Raw genomic sequence first — 15,307 nt, forward strand, 5'->3', positions numbered from 1 at the left:
TCGGAACGATCCGAGGTTCGAAAAAATCGGAAGGCCTGCGCGATTCGTTCGTGCAGGCCTTTTTCGTTGGATCGACTTTCGTTCAACCGCCGATTTACCGCCCATTAACCATGCCGGCAGGCGCTATCGTCCCGTTAACCTTAGTTTTTCCTAGATTTGCGCAACATGCGGCAAATGTTGACGCGCCTTGAGCGCGCGAGCGCCGGAGTTGAGTGATGCGTGCGACCTCTTTCGACCGTGACCCTGCCGAAACCGCCTATCGCGGCCCGCTACGCGCGCGGCCGGAGGGCGTCCAAGCCGCTCTGGGGATGGGCGTTGTCTCCTCGGTTATCCTCGCCGGCGCCGCGCTGCTGATTCGCCTGCCTGCTCCGGCCCCCGAGATTGCGGATGCAGCCCCTGTCGCCATCGAGATTCCGGCGAAGATCACAGCCAAGGCGGCGACGGCGGTCGATAACCCGGCCGCCGCGGCGCTCGATATCGCCTCGCCGGAATTCAAGCACGAGAAGAAAATTGTCGCGGTCGGAGAGAAGAAAGACGGGACGCCGCGCGTCGATAGTCTGACGATCGGCCAGTTCGTCGCCGGCGCCACATTCCTGCGCATCGACGTCCACCCGAATCTCGATCCCCGGGCGACCAACGCCGATTTCTATCTGGACATGAAGAATCACGCCGCGGCGGCCGGCCTCACCGCCGCAAAGATCGCCCAGCGCTCGATGGTCCCGACCCGCTTCGGCGCCTTCGAGACGGCGGATATCCGCCTCTCCCAGACGGGCGGCGAAGGCCCCGAGGCCAGCGAACGCGCCTGCCTCGCCACGCGCCTCGTCGAACCCAAAGCCTCGCTCGAAATCGCCGGCATCGCCTGCGGCGCGGCGGGCAAGCCGATGGACCGCGTCGCCCTCGCCTGCGCGCTGGACAAATTGAGCTATTCGGCTGGCGCCGACAACAAGGCGCTCAACGACTTCTTCCTCAACGCAGAGCTCGCGCGCGGCCCGGGCTGCCCCAATGTCTCGCGCGACGATCTCACGGCCTCCATCCCGCCGCAAAAGAACGCCCACGCCAAGCCGACCACCGGCAAGCCGAGCGTCGTCAAGCCGGTCGTCAAAGCGAAGAAAAAAACCCATGTGGCGGCGCAACCGGCGGCCGTCGTGCAGCAGGCGGGCGAAACGGAACAATAGGTCAGCTTCGTCTCGCTTTTGCGGTGCGATACTATATATGATGTAGCCGAAGCGTCGAGCTCAAGAGGTTGGAGATGCGCAAAGGACTGAATTTCTCGGTGGGCCTCGCCTGCCTGATTGCGATCGCCGCGGGCGGCGACGCCCTCGCCAAATCGCATCGCCGGCCCGCCTACGCCATTTCGCAGAACCAGCTCGCCGACAATGGCCGCGCGCCGGTCGAGGTCGAGCGCCGAAGCTGGCTCGATCCGGGCACCAAAGTGCCGGTCGGCAGCACCAACCGCTACATGCTGCAGCAGACCTATTTCAATCGCGACCCGATCGAGTCCAATCAGCGTAGCTGGTATATGCAGGAGACCGCCCCGCAGCGGCCGCCCTACAACACGGACATGATCGTGCCTTATGACGAGGGCCTGCCGTTCGACTGGCCGTAACGCTGTCGCGAAAGCGACTTGACTCGGGGAGCGACTTTCTTTAGCTCCCCATGATCCTGAGGCGGGAACGCCGCTTCAGGCCAGCACCCGTGGCGTTCGATCGAACGCCTGTCGGCCGGTGATCTTCCGGCAGAGGAGGGCGCGTTCTTCATCCCCGGCGCCGCCGGGCGCGTGTGAAGAGGCGCGGTTTTGAAGGCGTTGCGCCCCGGGCGATCGGCTCCGGGCGGTTTATCGTCTTTTTCGCCTCTCGCATGTTGGACGCGACCATGAGAGGACGAAAGTAAAGTGACGAAGCGCGCAGAAGCCAAGTATAAGCTCGATCGCCGCCTGGGCCAGAACATCTGGGGCCGCCCGAAGAGCCCCGTGAACCGCCGCGAATATGGCCCCGGCCAGCATGGTCAGCGCCGCAAGGGCAAGCTCTCCGACTACGGCACGCAGCTCAAGGCGAAGCAGAAGCTCAAGGGCTATTACGGCAACATCTCCGAGAAGCAGTTCCGTAAGTATTACGCCGAAGCCATCCGCATGAAGGGCGACTCGGGCGACAATCTGATCGGCCTGCTGGAGCGCCGTCTCGACGCGGTCGTTTATCGCGCCAAATTCGTGCCGACGGTCTTCGCCGCGCGCCAGTTCGTCAACCATGGCCATATCCGGGTCAACGGCCGCCGCGTGAACATCCCGTCCTATCTCGTGAAGGTCGGCGATGTAATCGAGGTGAAGGAATCCTCGAAGCAGGCCGTGACGGTTCTGGAAGCGGTCGGCCTCGCCGAGCGTGACGTGCCGGAATATTACGACGTCGATCACTCCAAGATGACCGCCAAGCTCTCGCGCGTCCCGCACGCGACCGAAGTACCCTACCCGGTCCAGATGGAGCCGAACCTCGTCATCGAATTCTATTCGCGCTGATCGACGCGCGACATACGCCTGCGGGCGACATATTTGCGGGCCCGTTTCGGGGCCCGCTTTTTTTTTTGCAGGGCACGGACGATGGGGCGTTGGCGCTCGTTTTCGACCGCCTTGCATCTCTCTGCCTAGGCCTACCGCGCACACATCTTTATGTGGCGGCCCTCGTCATGGCCGGGCTTGTCCCGGCCATCCACGCCACGCAAATCACAGCTAATGGTGGGCATCATCCTCGGAACGTTTGCGTCGGCATGAGGAGCGAGACTTCGGACGCTCCAAAGCCCGGCATGAACTATCCGTAGCGATAACGCTTGTTGTGCCCCTGGGCGTGGGTGGCCGGGACAAGCCCGGCCATGACGGCCCCGAGACGGGTGACTCCCTTAGCCGCTCAGGCCAAGCGCTTTATCGCGTGCGCCGCAAAGGCGTAGGCGATCCATAAGAAGCCCACGGAAGACACCGTAAAGCTGAGGGCCGTGTAAACGCGCCAGATCTTCTTGTTCCAAAAATTCGGGTCGAAAGCGGCAATCGTGAAGACCGTTGGATTAGAGAAGCCGCCCACCGCCACGCACCAGCAAGCAATCACCGGTAAATCCACACCCGCGCCATAGAAGGCGGCGCCAAAGAGCGCCATCAACGCATAGTCGACATGGGCTCGGATCATCGTTTTGTAGTCGACGACGAAACGATCGACTGCTTTGATCGGAAACCATTTTGCAAGTGTCATGAGCCAGGCGGTGATGATGAGGGCGGTGACGCAGGCGGACGAACCGATGAGCAAGACTTCCAAGACGCTCTCCCTTTGAGTTTCGATCTTTCATTGATCGACGCCCACTCATCGCGCGCGCTTGGGCAGATTTCTTGGGAAGCGGACCTTGGCCGCTTTGGGAAATTTGCCCGACGTCGCGTAGACACGCCGCCGCCTCGTTGAAGGCGGCTGGAGCGTCGGCTACTTTTCGCGGGCGCCCGCTTTCTTGGTCCGGAGCCTATGATGCAACTGATGTTTCGTCTCATCCTGCGCCTCATCGGGGTCGTTCTGCTGTGCCTCGCGGTCACGGCGGGCTGGGTGATGGCCGACGCCCACCACAGGATCGGCGCGGAGACGGCGGCCTCGGCCGAACGCGCCTCGAAAGGCCTGGAAAATCTGTTCTGGCGCGAGATCCTCTGGCGCAGGAGCCTGCGCGACGATCGGCTGCTTTTGCCCCCGACCGAATGGGAGACGCTGGAGACCCTCAAGCTGATCGCGCCGGGCGTTTGCATCTCTTTCCGCTCCGGCGCCAATCAGGAGCCGCGCCGACTCTGCAGCCAGATCGACAGCGTGGGAACCCCCGCGCCGAAATGGTTCGCCGCCGCCTATGAAAGCCTTTTCGGCGGGCAGGCGCCGGTCTCGCGTCGCGTTTCCGTTCGTGATCCCGGCGCTCTCGTCGTCGCGACGGCCGATCCCGGAGCGGCCGTTCGTCAGGCGTGGAGCCAGATTTCGGTGGTCCTGACGGTCGCAGCGGCGATGGCCGTCGGCATTTGTCTCCTGGCCGCCTTTGTCATCGCCCATGCCCTGGCGCCGACCGGGCGGATCGTGGACGGCCTGCACGATTTGGAGGCGGGAAACTATCGGCGCCGCATCGACGTCGAGGGCGCCGGCGAATTCGGTCTGATCGCCCGCGCCGTGAACGATCTGGCGGCGCGTCTGGCGCAAATCACCGCCGAGCGCATGGCCCTGACGAAACGCCTGTTCGAAGTTCAGGAGGATGAGCGGCGCGCGCTCGCCCGCGACCTTCACGATGAGTTCGGCCAATGTCTGACCGCGACCATCGCCTTCGCCGCGGCGATCGAGGCCGGCGCGCCCGATCGCCCGGACCTCGCGCAAGATGCGCGCGCCATCGGCCGAACGGCCAAGCGCATGATGGCCACGCTGCGTCAAACCCTCGCGCGGCTTCGCTCCCAGGATCTCGAGGAATTGGGCCTCGAAGCCTGCCTCATCCAGCTCGTGGCGGGCTGGAACGCGCAGACATCGCCCAAGGCCGTTGTTCATCTGGACGTGTTGGGGAACCTCGCCGCCGTTCCCGCCGCTGTTTCGACGAGCCTGTATCGCATCGCGCAGGAGTGCCTGACGAACGCCATGCGCCATGGCGATCCCCACGACGTCTATCTGCGCGTCGAGCGCCTCGCCGCCAATGACGGACTCGTCGCGCTGACGGTCGAAGACGATGGCGGCGGCGATCCGGCCAGTCTCGACCAGTCGACCGGGCATGGGGTTTTGGGCATGCGCGAGCGCGTCGCCGCATTTGGCGGAAGGCTGACGGTCGGCCAGGCCGCGAGAGGCGTCAAAGTCGCGGCGCAAATCCCCCTTGCCGCTTTGAGCGCGCCTGCCCCGATGGAGCTGCCGAGCGCAGCGTGATCGAAAAGGCGGAAGCCTGATTGGAGCGCGAGCGGAGCCCTAAGCGGCCCGCTCCCTCCTTCCGCCCCCAGCCCGCGACGCTGTATGCTCCCCCCAAAAAATCTCACAAAGGGGGAAACGACAATGTCTCAATTTCAAAACCGCCCGCAGCCCAAGGAAGAGCGCAGCCAGACGCCATTGTGGTTCGCCATCGCAGGCCTTCTCATCAGCGTCGCGAGCTTCAGCATGAAAGACCTGATGATCGGCGACGTCGTCTTTTGGGCGGGCGGCGTCTTCGCGGCGATCTCGCTCGTCTATTATTTCTTCCGCCCCACCCACGGCATTCCGACCAAGCGCAAATAGCGCGCTCCCCTTCCGCCAAAGAATCTTTGCCCGAAGCAGCGGAGCGATTATGTTCGCTGCGCCCTCTCCCAAGGAACAGGCCAACATGTCCTTTTCGTTTTTCTCGCTTTCCCGCCGCCGCCTCATTGTCGCCGCCGGCGCGATGCTCCTCGCCGGTCCGGCGCTGGCCGACAAAGCCCCGGCCGGCAAGGTTTCGGTCGAGGAGCTGATGGCGCCGAACGCCCTGCCCGACATTGTCGAGGGCGACGCCAATGCGCCGGTGACCATCGTCGAATACGCCTCCATGACCTGCAGCCATTGCGCGGCCTTCCACCACGAGGTCTATCCGGCGCTCAAGAAGAATTACATCGACACGGGCAAGGCGAAATTCATTCTGCGCGAATTCCCGCTCGATCCGCTCGCCACCGCCGCTTTCATGCTGGCGCGCGAGCTGGGCGACAAGCGCGACGCCGTAGTCGATCTGCTCTTCGCGCAGCAGAAGAATTGGGCTTTCGTCGACAAGCCGCTGGATGGTCTCGCCAGCGTGCTCAAGCAGGCCGGTCTCAGCCAGGATAAGTTCGAAGCGGTCCTGAAGGATCAGGCGCTTTACGAGAAGGTGAACGCCGTGCGCACCCGCGCCAATGAGAAGTTCGGCGTCAACTCCACGCCGACCTTCTTCATCAACGGCGACAAATATACGGGCGAAATCACCATCGACGATTTCGGCAAGATCATCGCCGCGAAGACGCCGGCGAAGTAACGGACCGCGAGCCTTCAGGCTCGCTCAGTTTGTTGATGAATCTCCGAGGCGGCCTCGTCCTTCGAGACGCGAGCTTTGCTCGCTCCTCAGGATGAGGCCTAAGTGTTTGGCGCAGATGAAGAAGCCCGTCATGCTGAGGAGCCTGCGCAGCAGGCGTCTCGAAGCACGAGGGGCGATACCGCCACTCTGCCATACCATTTCTGTTTGAATAGCTCGCACGCATTGGCGCTTGTCATTCCCGACGGGCCGAAGGCCCGATCGGGAATCCAGAGCCAAAATAGCCAGCGTTGCTCTGGATTCCCGATCGCTCGCTGCGCGAGCGTCGGGAATGACACCGAACCGATCAAGCGGATCTGGTATCCGTAGTCTGTGCGAGCCTCAGGCTCGCTTTCCAGGCTGCGCGCCTGAAGGCGCGCGGTCCTTAAAATACGGTCCGCCGCTCCAGCGCCGCCGCCAGCGTGCCTTCGTCTAGATAATCGAGTTCGCCGCCGACCGGCACGCCATGGGCGAGGCGCGTTACCTTCACGCCCGTCGGCGCCAGGAGATCGGCGATGTAATGCGCCGTCGTCTGCCCGTCGACGGTGGCGTTGACCGCGAGCACGATCTCGCGAACCTCCCCGGCGCGCGCGCGCTCGATCAGGCTCGCGATCGTCAAATCTTCCGGCCCCACGCCGTCGAGCGGCGAGAGCACGCCGCCGAGCACGTGATAGCGGGCATTGAGCAGCCCCGCGCGCTCCAGCGCCCAGAGATCGGCGACCGTCTCGACGACGACGAGGATCGAGGGGTCGCGTCGCGCGTCGCGGCAGATGGTGCAGGGATCGCTCGTATCGATATTGCCGCAGACCGAACAAGCGACGATCCTCTCCTGTGCGACGCGCATGGCGTCGGCAAGCGGGCTCAAAAGCTCCTCGCGCTTGCGGATGAGATGCAGCACGGCGCGCCGCGCCGAGCGCGGGCCGAGGCCCGGCAGCCGCGCGAGAAGCTGAACGAGCCTCTCGATTTCAGGACCTGCGACGCGTTCAGCCATCGAGCGCTTCCGTCATTGCGAGGAGCGGCAGCGACGAAGCAATCCAGGAGCGCCATCACGGCTCTGGATTGCTTCGCTCCGCTCGCAATGACGGTCCATGATTTGGCTCAGAACGGCAGCTTGAAGCCCGGCGGCAGTTGCAGCCCGCCGGTCATCGCCTTCATCTTCTCGGCCATAACCTCGTCGGCCTTATTGCGCGCCTGCATATGGGCGGTGAGGATCAGGTCTTCGAGGATTTCCTTCTCCTGCGGCTTCACGAGGCTCTCGTCGATGAAGATCGACTTCATCGCGCCCTTGGCCGAGAGCGTCACCCGCACCAGACCGCCGCCGGCCTCGCCCTCGACTTCGATGTTTTCGAGTTCGAGCTGCGCTTCGGCCATTTTGGCCTGCATCTGCTGCGCCTGTTTCATCAGGCCCATGAAGTCCATCATCGACGCTTCTCCTTAATCTTCTTCAGGCGGCGACATGTCGTCATATTGCACATCCGCCGCCTCCTCCGCGCCAGCGCGCGAGGCTTGATCGTCCTTGCTACGCACGGCGATAATCTGCGCGCCCGGAAAATGCGCCAGCACGCTGGCCACAACCGGATCGGCCTCCAGCCCCGAGCGGCGCTCGGCCTCTTGCGCCTCGCGCTTTTCCTTTAGCGTCGGCGCGCCGCCGGCGGCGACGATCGACACCATCCAGCGCTCATTCGTCCAGAGCTGCAATTTCTGCATGAGCGCGGACGCAAGCTCGCGCGAGCCGCCCGGCGCGAGCTCGAACTCGATACGCCCCTGCTCGAAGCGCACCAGCCGCACGTCGGATTCGAGCGAAATCTTCAGCCGAATCTCGCGTTTTTCCTCGGCGAGGGCGACGAGCGCCTCGAAGCTCGCGATGGCCACTCCGGGCGCGGCGGGCGCAGGCTGCGCCACGGCGGGTCTGGCGGCGACGGGCCCGCGTGCGACTGGCGCCGAAACGCTCGCCGCAACGGGCGCGCCGCGCGGCGCGCTCGCGGGTGCGGCGGAGGCGGCCGCAGCGCCGGGCGCGCCATAGCCCAATTGCTTGAGCACATCGCCCGGCGTCGGCAGGTCGGCGGCGTAGGCCAGCCGCACCAGCACCATATCGGCCGCCTGCAAGGGCCGCTGCGAGCCGCGCAGCTCGTCGACGCCCTTCATCAAAATCTGCCAGGCGCGGGTGAGCGCCGGCACGGAGAGCCGCTCGGCCGCCTCCTGCCCGCGCCGTTTTTCCTCCGGCGTCAGCGCGGCGGATTGCGCCGTCTCCGGGGCGAGCTTCAGGCGCGTCGCAAGATGGGCGAACTCCGCCATTTCCAGTAGCGCCTGCGCGGGATCGGCGCCGCCGTTATACTGGTCTTCGAGCAAAGCGATGGCCTTGGCCACGTCGCCCGCCATCACCGCCTCGAAGAGGTCGATCACCCGCGACTTGTCGGCGACGCCGAGCATCAGCCGCAGATCGTCGGCCTTGATCGCGCCATTGGCGCTATGCGCCGAGCCATAGGCGATCGCCTGATCGAGCAGCGAGAGCGAATCGCGGACGGACCCCTCCGCCGCGCGGGCGATCATGGCGAGTGCGTCGGGCTCGATCTCGACGCTCTCCTTCTCGCAGATTTTGCGCAAATGCTCGGCGAGAAGCCCGGCGTCGATGCGGCGCAGATCGAAGCGCTGGCAGCGCGAGCGCACGGTGACCGGCACCTTGTCGATCTCGGTCGTGGCGAAGATGAATTTCACATGCTCCGGCGGCTCTTCCAGCGTCTTCAGCAGGCCGTTGAAGGCGGCCTTGGAGAGCATGTGCACTTCGTCGATGATATAGACCTTGGTGCGCGCCATCACCGGGCGGTAGCGGGCGTTGTCGATGATCTCGCGGACGTCGTCGATGCCGGTGTGGGAGGCGGCGTCCATCTCCAGCACGTCGACATGGCGGGAGTCGATGATCGCCTGACAATGCACGCCGAGCGCATCCATATGGATCGTCGGCTGGTTGACCGCCACGCGGCCGTCCGTGGCGGGCAGCTCGTAATTGAAGGCGCGGGCGAGAATGCGGGCGGTCGTGGTCTTGCCGACGCCGCGCACGCCGGTCAGCAGATAGGCCTGATGGATGCGGCCGAGATCGAAGGCGTTCTCGAGCGTGCGCACCATCGGCTCCTGGCCGATGAGGTCGGCGAAGCTCGAAGGCCGATATTTGCGCGCAAGGACGCGATAGGCGGCGGGAGGCGCGCCGGCGCCTTGCGGATCAGGAAACAGCGCGTCGTCCATGACGAAGTACTAAAGGCTTGCGAACGCCTTTTCTACCGTCCTGCGGCAAAAATCTACCGGCTTCGCCCATCGTAATGCGCCGATTTCAGCGCCCGAGGGTCGACGCCGTCGAGGCAATTGACGTTCACCGCGACCGTCGCCGCGCCGTCCGGCGTCTCGCCATAAGCGAAAGGCTCGATCCCGCAGATTTTGCAGAACTGGTGACCGATCTTCTTCGTGTTGAAGCGATACTCGGTCAGCGCCTCGGCGCCCTTTTGCAGATGGAATTTTTCTGAGGGCGCGAAGCTCAACACGGAGCCCAGCCTCTGGCAGCGGGAGCAATTGCAGGTGATGGTGTGGTCGAGGTCGAGCGTCGCATCGAAGACGATGGCCTGACACTGGCAGGAGCCGCGGTAAGACGCCTCGCTCATCAGCAGCTCCACGCGCGGACCAAAGGTAGGAGGCTGGACGAAGACCCGCTCAAGCTCGTTAGGGCTGCTTCCTTCCGGATCTGACCCGGTTGGCGAGTGAAACGTCCAACGCCAACCTCCCGGGCCCTATGTGGCAGAGGTCGCGCGGCGATGCAAGGGGGCTAATTCTATCGCGCATCAATGACACGCCGCCGTGATCACCTTTCTCAAAGCATCGGCGCTCACGGGCTTCGTCAGATGCTGGTCGAAACCCGCCTCCAAGGCTCGCTGTCGATCTTCGTCTCGCCCCCAGCCGCTCAAAGCAATCATGCAGACGCCCGCGCCTTCGCGTGTGGCGCGTATCCGCCGCGCAGCTTCGTAGCCGTCGATCGCCGGCATCCCAATGTCGAGGAAAGCGACATCGGGCTTGAATTCGACCACGCAGGAAAGCGCCTCGATCCCGCTGAAGACGACCCGAACCTCGGCTCCCAGAGATTCGAGCAACAGACCCAGGCTCTCCGCGACGTCGACCTCGTCGTCGACAACCAGGACCCGTCGGTGGAGCCGCATGGGCGCGGCGCCATCGAAGGTTTCGCAATCGTCGCTCTGCGTGGCCGCCAAAGGCAGGCTCACCACAAATTCGCTGCCCCGGTCGGCGCCGCCGCTGTAAGCGACGACGCTACCGCCGTGCATTTCGACTAGGCTCTTCACAAGCGCGAGCCCAATGCCGAGGCCCCCCTGCATGCGGCCTGCGGTCCCGTCGGATTGCGAGAAGAGACCGAAGATGTGGGACAGCATTCCTTGGGGAATGCCAATCCCGTCGTCCGCCACGCGGACAATCGCAAGCGCCCCATCGCGCTCGAGCGTGACCTGGATACGGCCGCCGGGCGGCGTGTATTTCGCGGCGTTATTGAGGAGATTTGCGAAGATTTGCGTGAGGCGCACCGGATCGCCGTCGACGACCAGCGGCTCTTCATCCAGCGAGATGCTCAATTTGTGGCGCCCGCTGGCGATCAGAGGCTCGCTGATCTCGGATGCCCGATGGATTGTTTCGGCAAGAGAGACAGGGCGTCGCTTGAGCGCGATCTTGCCGGTCGTGATGCGGGACGCCTCCAAAAGATCGTCGACGAGCTGGACGAGATGGTCCGTTTGCCGTTCGATCATCGCGAGCAATCGGCTTGCCTTGTCCTTAGACGCCTCGTCGTCGTCCAACCGTCTCAAGACATGAACCGCGCTCCGGATGGGCGCCAGCGGGTTACGCAACTCATGCGACAGCGTGGCGATAAACTCGTCCTTCTTGCGATTGGCCGCTTTCTGCTCATCGAGCGCGTCGCGGATTTGATACTGTAGGCGGCGCGCCTCTATGGCGGAGCGAAGCGCGCTGATCAGCGTGCGCCTCGGGACGGGCCGCTCCAGGAAGCTGACATTGGGTCGAATTTCGAGCGCACGCAGCAACGGGAAATTATGGGAGGAGGCGCCTCTCCCCAGCGGGACGACAATCGGCATGGAAGACCAAGGGGGCTCCGCCCCAAACAGCGAACCCCACTCACCCGGGTGAGCGCGCGGCAGCGCCTCCTCCGAAACCATTACCGCGCCCGCTCCGCCGGCAATCTCCAGGCAGAGTTGCTTCAGATCGCAACAGACGCAGCTCGGCAGGCCCGTGCGGCTGAGTGTCTGCTGGGCGAGAACAGCGTCGCGGCCATGCGGCGTGAGGATCAGAACCCGAAAATCCTTCCCGTCGCCGCCGGCTCCGCAGGAGTCGCGCCAACCCATTCACATCCCCTTCGAGCTGGCCTCACCCGCGAAAACAGGCGTGCCGGTGAGCACCCCACTAAACCCCTCGAGAGGTTCGCTGACTTCTATGCGACCATGCCCCACCACGAGTTCACGGATTGTGTGTTCGTGCCCCCCGGTCCGCTTTTTGACGACCGACAGAGCCTTATGAAGCGCGCCCTTCATCTCGAAGTAACGCAGCAAGAAGACATTATCTGCAAGGAAGCTGAGATCGATCGGCGTCGCCATCTCCGGGCCGAGAATGCCGTGCTGGGTCAGCGTCAGCAGGGTCACGACCTGGCGGCGGCTCAAATAGGAGATGAGCTCTCTTATGTGTAGGAACACGCTCGGCTCCTCCATCGCAGACTGAAGGTAACCGTTTAGAGTGTCGATGACCACCACCTTCGCGCCATTCGCTTCGACGTGGCGGATGAGAAGGCTGGCGACCTGGCCCGCGCTGAGCTCCGCCGGATCGAGATGTATGACGCTGACAAGCCCTGCCTCTTTTGCGGCCTGGACTTTGAGTCCCAGGCCCTCGCTTCGCGCTATATAGGTGGGGACGTTCTCGTCGAAGAGAAGCACGCAACTTTTTTCGCCGCGCGCCGCCGCCGCCATCACGTAAAGCGTCGATATTGTGGACTTGCCGATACCGGCGGGCCCAACGACGAGCGTGCTGGAGCCGCGCGGAACGCCGCCGCCAGTCAGTGCGTCGATCTCCGGAACGGCGCTTTCGAGCGGCTCAAAACTCGGCGTGGCCGCATAGCTCTGTGCGACGAGGCGGGGATAGACCTCGAGTCCCCCGGTCGTGATCGTGAAATCATGCGCGCCACTGAGATATCGGCAACCCCGAAGCTTTCGAATTCTGAGGCGACGCCGATCGGCGCCATAATGGAAATCGACTTGCTGCAGCTCGATAAGGCCGTCGGAAAGCGTTTGGCTGCGTAGATCCTTTTCGGTCATCGAGGCTTCGTCCAGCATCACTGTGGTGCAGCCGCGCGCGGCCATGAAATCCCGAATGCGCTTGAGCTGGCGCCGATGGAAGGCTGGCGTGGGCGCAACAACCCTCAGGCTGGAAATCGTGTCGAGGACCAACAGCGTCGGTTTTAGTCTTTCGACTTCCGAGAAGAGGTGCTGGAGGGTTTCGTCGATCTCCACCTCTGCTTCTGGAAAGAGGGTGTAATCCGACGTTGAAAGTTCCTCTCCGCCGCTCGCCTCCGACAAGGAGGTCATATGAACGCCTTCCAGGCTCCAGCCGTGGGATGCGACGATGCGTTCGAGCTGTTCGGGCGTCTCGGCGTTGGACGCCAGCAGACAGCTCTCGCCCCTCTGGGCGGCGGCAAGCAGAAACTGCAATGCGACGGTCGTCTTCCCGCTGCCGGGAGGCCCTTCGACCAAGATCAGCGCGCCGCGTGGAAGCCCTCCCTGCAAGACCTCGTCGAGGCCCGGAACGCCAGTCGGAAAGCGGGGCATTTCGATCATCGTTTGGGGCATCGCTGCGAAGAACCCTGCTTTCGGGAAACTGAGGACCAATCAAACCACTCCTGCAGCCCGCCAACAAGCGGACTACGGCCGCCCTTTTTCAGCGGCTTGCCGTTCGGCGCCCGCCATCTTACCCAAGAGGCCAGGTTTTCGGCTCGGGAGGGGATCGTGGAGAACGTGACGTTTATTCACTGGTGGATGTCCCAAACGACCACAGTCATGGCGCTGACGCTGAGCGGGACCATGATCGCGCTGGCGCTCTTCCTCTGCTGGTTGAGCTTCGCCTCCCCTTTGTCGGCGCGTATGCATAATTGGAAAGGCGTCGTTCCGCCCTTCGTCGGCGTGCCGGCGACGCTCTTCGGTCTCCTTATGACCTTTCTCTCGCAGGACGTCTGGGACGCCAACCGCCGCGCCTATAGCGCCCTCGCGTTGGAGCGCGAGGAATTGATGACCCTCATGACCCTGAGTGGCAATGGCGTCGGCGCCGACGATCTGCCGGCAGCCCTCCGCAACTACATCGAGTCCGTGGTCGCCCTCGAATGGAAGGCCATGGAAAACGGCGAGCCCGCCCCCGAGGCGGAAGCGGCGCTCAATGCGCTGACGCGGGTCGTGAGCGCCGCGAAGGTCGAGCCCGCCTTCCAGCGCGCGCTGATCGACACGGTGATGAAGCTGCGCTCGGCGCGCGAGCAGCGCCTCGCCATCGCCGGCGCCTATCCGGACGACCGCAAATGGGCGGCGGTGATCATCATCGCCTTCATCACGCAGATCGCCCTCGCCGTCGTGCATCTGGAGCGCGCCGGGTCGCAGTTGCTGGCGCAGGCGATTTTCAGCGCGGCGGCCATCGTCGCCCTCTCCCTCGTCGCCTCCGTGGAAGAACCTTTCGCGCCGCCTAAGGGAGTGAGCTCGCAGCCGCTGGAGCAACTGCTGGAGCGCGCGGGAAAATGACGTTGGCCCGGGGCTGCCGCTCAATTCGCAGCGAAGCCGCCCTGCCCGCAAGCCCATATCTTGGCGAGATCAGCTTCCCCGTCTCTGTCCGGCAGAGTCGGAGCGGCTGGCTAATAGCTTTCTCCCGCGGGTAATGATGTTTTCGAGATCAAAATCCTTGGTTCTCCCGGCTGCAACGTCAGCCAAGCCTTCTTCAATATCGCCTTTGACGGCCACAAGCTCCTGAGACTGCGGCAGGGTGACGGTGAGCCGTTCATGGTCCGCCATTTCGCTCTCCAATTTTGCCCAGCATACCGGGGCGGCGCGCGCCAAGAAAGCCATTGCGCCCGCGCCCCGCCCCGCCGCCGCTCAATTGGAACAGCCCAAGCACGCTCCGCGTTACGCGCTTCGAACGGCTGAAAGGGGCGTTTCAGTCAAGCGCGTCGAGGAAAACCCATGGCGAAGCAGATGGACGAATGGGACGAAAAGGGTTCCGGGAAGGGAATGCAGGAGAAAACCAGCGGAAACGGCGAAAGGCAGAAAGCCGACGCCATCGAGATGCTGAAGGCGGACCACCGCCGCGTCGAGGGGCTCTTCGACAAATTTGAGCAGGCGAAGCGGCGCGCCGAGAAATCGAAGCTCGCACAGCAGATCTGCCTCGAGCTCACCATCCATGCGGAGCTGGAGGAGGAAATCTTCTACCCGGCCTGCCGCGAGCATGTCGACGACCCGCTGCTCGATGAGGCCCAGGTCGAGCATGACACCGCGAAAATCCTGACTGCCGAGATCGCCATGGGCACGCCGCAGAGCGACCCGTTCTTCGACGCGAAGGTGACGGTGCTCGGGGAATATGTGCGCCGGCATATCCAGGAGGAGGAAAAGAGCCCCGAAAGCATCTTCGCCAAAGCACAGGAGGGCGGCGTCGATACGGCGGCGCTCGGCAAGCGGATGATGGCGCGGCGCGACGAGCTGATGGAGCAGTTCTCCGAGGAGCTGCTGCTGCCGCAACCTAAGACCCTGCATATTCAGTTGGCGCAGGAGGAGGAAGTCTGGGCCGAGCCGCCCGGCCGGGAAGCGCCGCGCGGCGGTCGCGGGCGCGAAAGCTGGGAAGGCCGGCGCGGCGAGGAAGGACGCGGCTGGGAGGAAGAAGAGCGCCCGTCGCCCTGGGGCGGCCGCGAGGAGGAAGGCCGCCGGCGGGGAGAGGAGGAGCCTCGCGGGGCCCGCGGCGGCTGGGAGGAGCGCCGGGGCGGGCAGGCGCAGGCGCGCGGCCGCGAAGAAGAACGCGGCGGCCAATCTTCTCAGCATCGAGGCTGGCACGGCGATCCCAAACGCCATTCCGAGGCGTCGCGCAGGGGCTGGGAGCATCGGCGCTGAGCTTATCCCGTCACATTCAGATCGTAATCGAGCTGCGGCCCTCCCCGCGGCTCTTTCTTTGGATTGGGCCACATTCACCTTTCGCGCCGAAAGCGGGTGCGCGCAGGCGGGGC

At 64.1% G+C, this 15,307-nt stretch carries 16 protein-coding genes and 1 other RNA gene; 8 read left to right on the top strand and 9 right to left on the bottom strand.

The features are described 5' to 3' along the window. Positions 1-215 precede the first annotated feature (215 nt). The 3 genes from JJT62_RS11860 to rpsD all read left to right on the top strand — a co-directional run bounded on the left by JJT62_RS11860 (position 216) and on the right by rpsD (position 2,509). Positions 216-1,175: a hypothetical protein gene (locus JJT62_RS11860; RefSeq protein WP_202072972.1), complete on the top strand. Its 960-nt coding sequence runs from the start codon at positions 216-218 to the stop codon at positions 1,173-1,175. A gap of 74 nt (positions 1,176-1,249) precedes the next feature. Further along, positions 1,250-1,606, top strand: coding sequence for a hypothetical protein (locus JJT62_RS11865; RefSeq protein ID WP_202072973.1), 357 nt, complete (start codon positions 1,250-1,252; stop codon positions 1,604-1,606). Between the two features lie 285 nt (positions 1,607-1,891). After that, positions 1,892-2,509, top strand: coding sequence for a 30S ribosomal protein S4 (gene rpsD, locus JJT62_RS11870; protein ID WP_202072974.1), 618 nt, complete (start codon positions 1,892-1,894; stop codon positions 2,507-2,509). A gap of 385 nt (positions 2,510-2,894) precedes the next feature. On the opposite strand, the gene JJT62_RS11875 is transcribed toward rpsD, so the two are convergent. Further along, on the bottom strand, positions 2,895-3,293 hold the full coding sequence (locus JJT62_RS11875; protein WP_246744846.1) for a hypothetical protein: 399 nt from the start codon (positions 3,291-3,293) through the stop codon (positions 2,895-2,897). 210 nt (positions 3,294-3,503) lie between these two features. On the opposite strand from JJT62_RS11875, the gene JJT62_RS11880 reads away from it, so the two are divergent. The 3 genes from JJT62_RS11880 to JJT62_RS11890 all read left to right on the top strand — a co-directional run bounded on the left by JJT62_RS11880 (position 3,504) and on the right by JJT62_RS11890 (position 5,979). Next, positions 3,504-4,898, top strand: coding sequence for a histidine kinase (locus tag JJT62_RS11880; RefSeq protein WP_370568532.1), 1,395 nt, complete (start codon positions 3,504-3,506; stop codon positions 4,896-4,898). 123 nt (positions 4,899-5,021) lie between these two features. Beyond that, positions 5,022-5,240, top strand: a complete 219-nt coding sequence (locus JJT62_RS11885) for a hypothetical protein (RefSeq protein ID WP_202072976.1) — start codon at positions 5,022-5,024, stop codon at positions 5,238-5,240. Between the two features lie 85 nt (positions 5,241-5,325). Next, positions 5,326-5,979: a DsbA family protein gene (locus JJT62_RS11890; protein WP_202072977.1), complete on the top strand. Its 654-nt coding sequence runs from the start codon at positions 5,326-5,328 to the stop codon at positions 5,977-5,979. 421 nt (positions 5,980-6,400) lie between these two features. On the opposite strand, the gene recR is transcribed toward JJT62_RS11890, so the two are convergent. The 7 genes from recR to JJT62_RS11925 all read right to left on the bottom strand — a co-directional run bounded on the left by recR (position 6,401) and on the right by JJT62_RS11925 (position 12,887). Next, complete coding sequence (gene recR, locus JJT62_RS11895) at positions 6,401-7,006, bottom strand: recombination mediator RecR (RefSeq protein WP_202072978.1); 606 nt, start codon at positions 7,004-7,006, stop codon at positions 6,401-6,403. A 107-nt stretch (positions 7,007-7,113) separates the two neighbouring features. Next, positions 7,114-7,437: a YbaB/EbfC family nucleoid-associated protein gene (locus tag JJT62_RS11900; protein WP_202072979.1), complete on the bottom strand. Its 324-nt coding sequence runs from the start codon at positions 7,435-7,437 to the stop codon at positions 7,114-7,116. Positions 7,438-7,449: 12 nt separating this feature from the next. Next, positions 7,450-9,255, bottom strand: a complete 1,806-nt coding sequence (locus JJT62_RS11905) for a DNA polymerase III subunit gamma/tau (protein WP_202072980.1) — start codon at positions 9,253-9,255, stop codon at positions 7,450-7,452. A 53-nt stretch (positions 9,256-9,308) separates the two neighbouring features. Then, entirely contained in the window at positions 9,309-9,665 is a 357-nt protein-coding gene (locus JJT62_RS11910; RefSeq protein ID WP_202072981.1) for a GFA family protein, read from the bottom strand. A 24-nt stretch (positions 9,666-9,689) separates the two neighbouring features. Beyond that, positions 9,690-9,786, bottom strand: an RNA gene (gene ffs / locus JJT62_RS11915) — signal recognition particle sRNA small type. 56 nt (positions 9,787-9,842) lie between these two features. Beyond that, positions 9,843-11,417, bottom strand: a complete 1,575-nt coding sequence (locus JJT62_RS11920; protein WP_202072982.1) for a hybrid sensor histidine kinase/response regulator — start codon at positions 11,415-11,417, stop codon at positions 9,843-9,845. Continuing rightward, positions 11,418-12,887 carry an ATPase domain-containing protein gene (locus tag JJT62_RS11925; protein ID WP_246744847.1) on the bottom strand — a complete coding sequence of 490 codons (1,470 nt, stop codon included), beginning with the start codon at positions 12,885-12,887 and terminating at the stop codon, positions 11,418-11,420. Between the two features lie 177 nt (positions 12,888-13,064). On the opposite strand from JJT62_RS11925, the gene JJT62_RS11930 reads away from it, so the two are divergent. Continuing rightward, on the top strand, positions 13,065-13,841 hold the full coding sequence (locus JJT62_RS11930) for a hypothetical protein (RefSeq protein ID WP_370568533.1): 777 nt from the start codon (positions 13,065-13,067) through the stop codon (positions 13,839-13,841). A 69-nt stretch (positions 13,842-13,910) separates the two neighbouring features. Here JJT62_RS11930 and JJT62_RS11935 read toward each other — a convergent pair whose 3' ends face one another. Next, entirely contained in the window at positions 13,911-14,108 is a 198-nt protein-coding gene (locus JJT62_RS11935; RefSeq protein WP_202072983.1) for a hypothetical protein, read from the bottom strand. 168 nt (positions 14,109-14,276) lie between these two features. On the opposite strand from JJT62_RS11935, the gene JJT62_RS11940 reads away from it, so the two are divergent. Beyond that, positions 14,277-15,194 carry a hemerythrin domain-containing protein gene (locus JJT62_RS11940; protein ID WP_202072984.1) on the top strand — a complete coding sequence of 306 codons (918 nt, stop codon included), beginning with the start codon at positions 14,277-14,279 and terminating at the stop codon, positions 15,192-15,194. Positions 15,195-15,307: the final 113 nt, after the last annotated feature.

Source organism: Methylocystis sp. Sn-Cys, assembly GCF_016745395.1.
GTDB lineage: Bacteria > Pseudomonadota > Alphaproteobacteria > Rhizobiales > Beijerinckiaceae > Methylocystis > Methylocystis iwaonis.

Excerpts from the sequence above, each read along its gene's own strand:
- JJT62_RS11860 (WP_202072972.1), top strand. The coding sequence starts at position 216 with ATGCGTGCGACCTCTTTCGACCGTGACCCTGCCGAAACCGCCTATCGC.
- JJT62_RS11865 (WP_202072973.1), top strand. The coding sequence starts at position 1,250 with ATGCGCAAAGGACTGAATTTCTCGGTGGGCCTCGCCTGCCTGATTGCG.
- JJT62_RS11880 (WP_370568532.1), top strand. The coding sequence starts at position 3,504 with ATGTTTCGTCTCATCCTGCGCCTCATCGGGGTCGTTCTGCTGTGCCTC.
- JJT62_RS11885 (WP_202072976.1), top strand. The coding sequence starts at position 5,022 with ATGTCTCAATTTCAAAACCGCCCGCAGCCCAAGGAAGAGCGCAGCCAG.
- JJT62_RS11890 (WP_202072977.1), top strand. The coding sequence starts at position 5,326 with ATGTCCTTTTCGTTTTTCTCGCTTTCCCGCCGCCGCCTCATTGTCGCC.
- recR (WP_202072978.1), bottom strand. The coding sequence starts at position 7,006 with ATGGCTGAACGCGTCGCAGGTCCTGAAATCGAGAGGCTCGTTCAGCTT.
- JJT62_RS11900 (WP_202072979.1), bottom strand. The coding sequence starts at position 7,437 with ATGATGGACTTCATGGGCCTGATGAAACAGGCGCAGCAGATGCAGGCC.
- JJT62_RS11905 (WP_202072980.1), bottom strand. The coding sequence starts at position 9,255 with ATGGACGACGCGCTGTTTCCTGATCCGCAAGGCGCCGGCGCGCCTCCC.
- JJT62_RS11910 (WP_202072981.1), bottom strand. The coding sequence starts at position 9,665 with ATGAGCGAGGCGTCTTACCGCGGCTCCTGCCAGTGTCAGGCCATCGTC.
- JJT62_RS11920 (WP_202072982.1), bottom strand. The coding sequence starts at position 11,417 with ATGGGTTGGCGCGACTCCTGCGGAGCCGGCGGCGACGGGAAGGATTTT.
- JJT62_RS11925 (WP_246744847.1), bottom strand. The coding sequence starts at position 12,887 with ATGCCCCGCTTTCCGACTGGCGTTCCGGGCCTCGACGAGGTCTTGCAG.
- JJT62_RS11935 (WP_202072983.1), bottom strand. The coding sequence starts at position 14,108 with ATGGCGGACCATGAACGGCTCACCGTCACCCTGCCGCAGTCTCAGGAG.
- JJT62_RS11940 (WP_202072984.1), top strand. The coding sequence starts at position 14,277 with ATGGCGAAGCAGATGGACGAATGGGACGAAAAGGGTTCCGGGAAGGGA.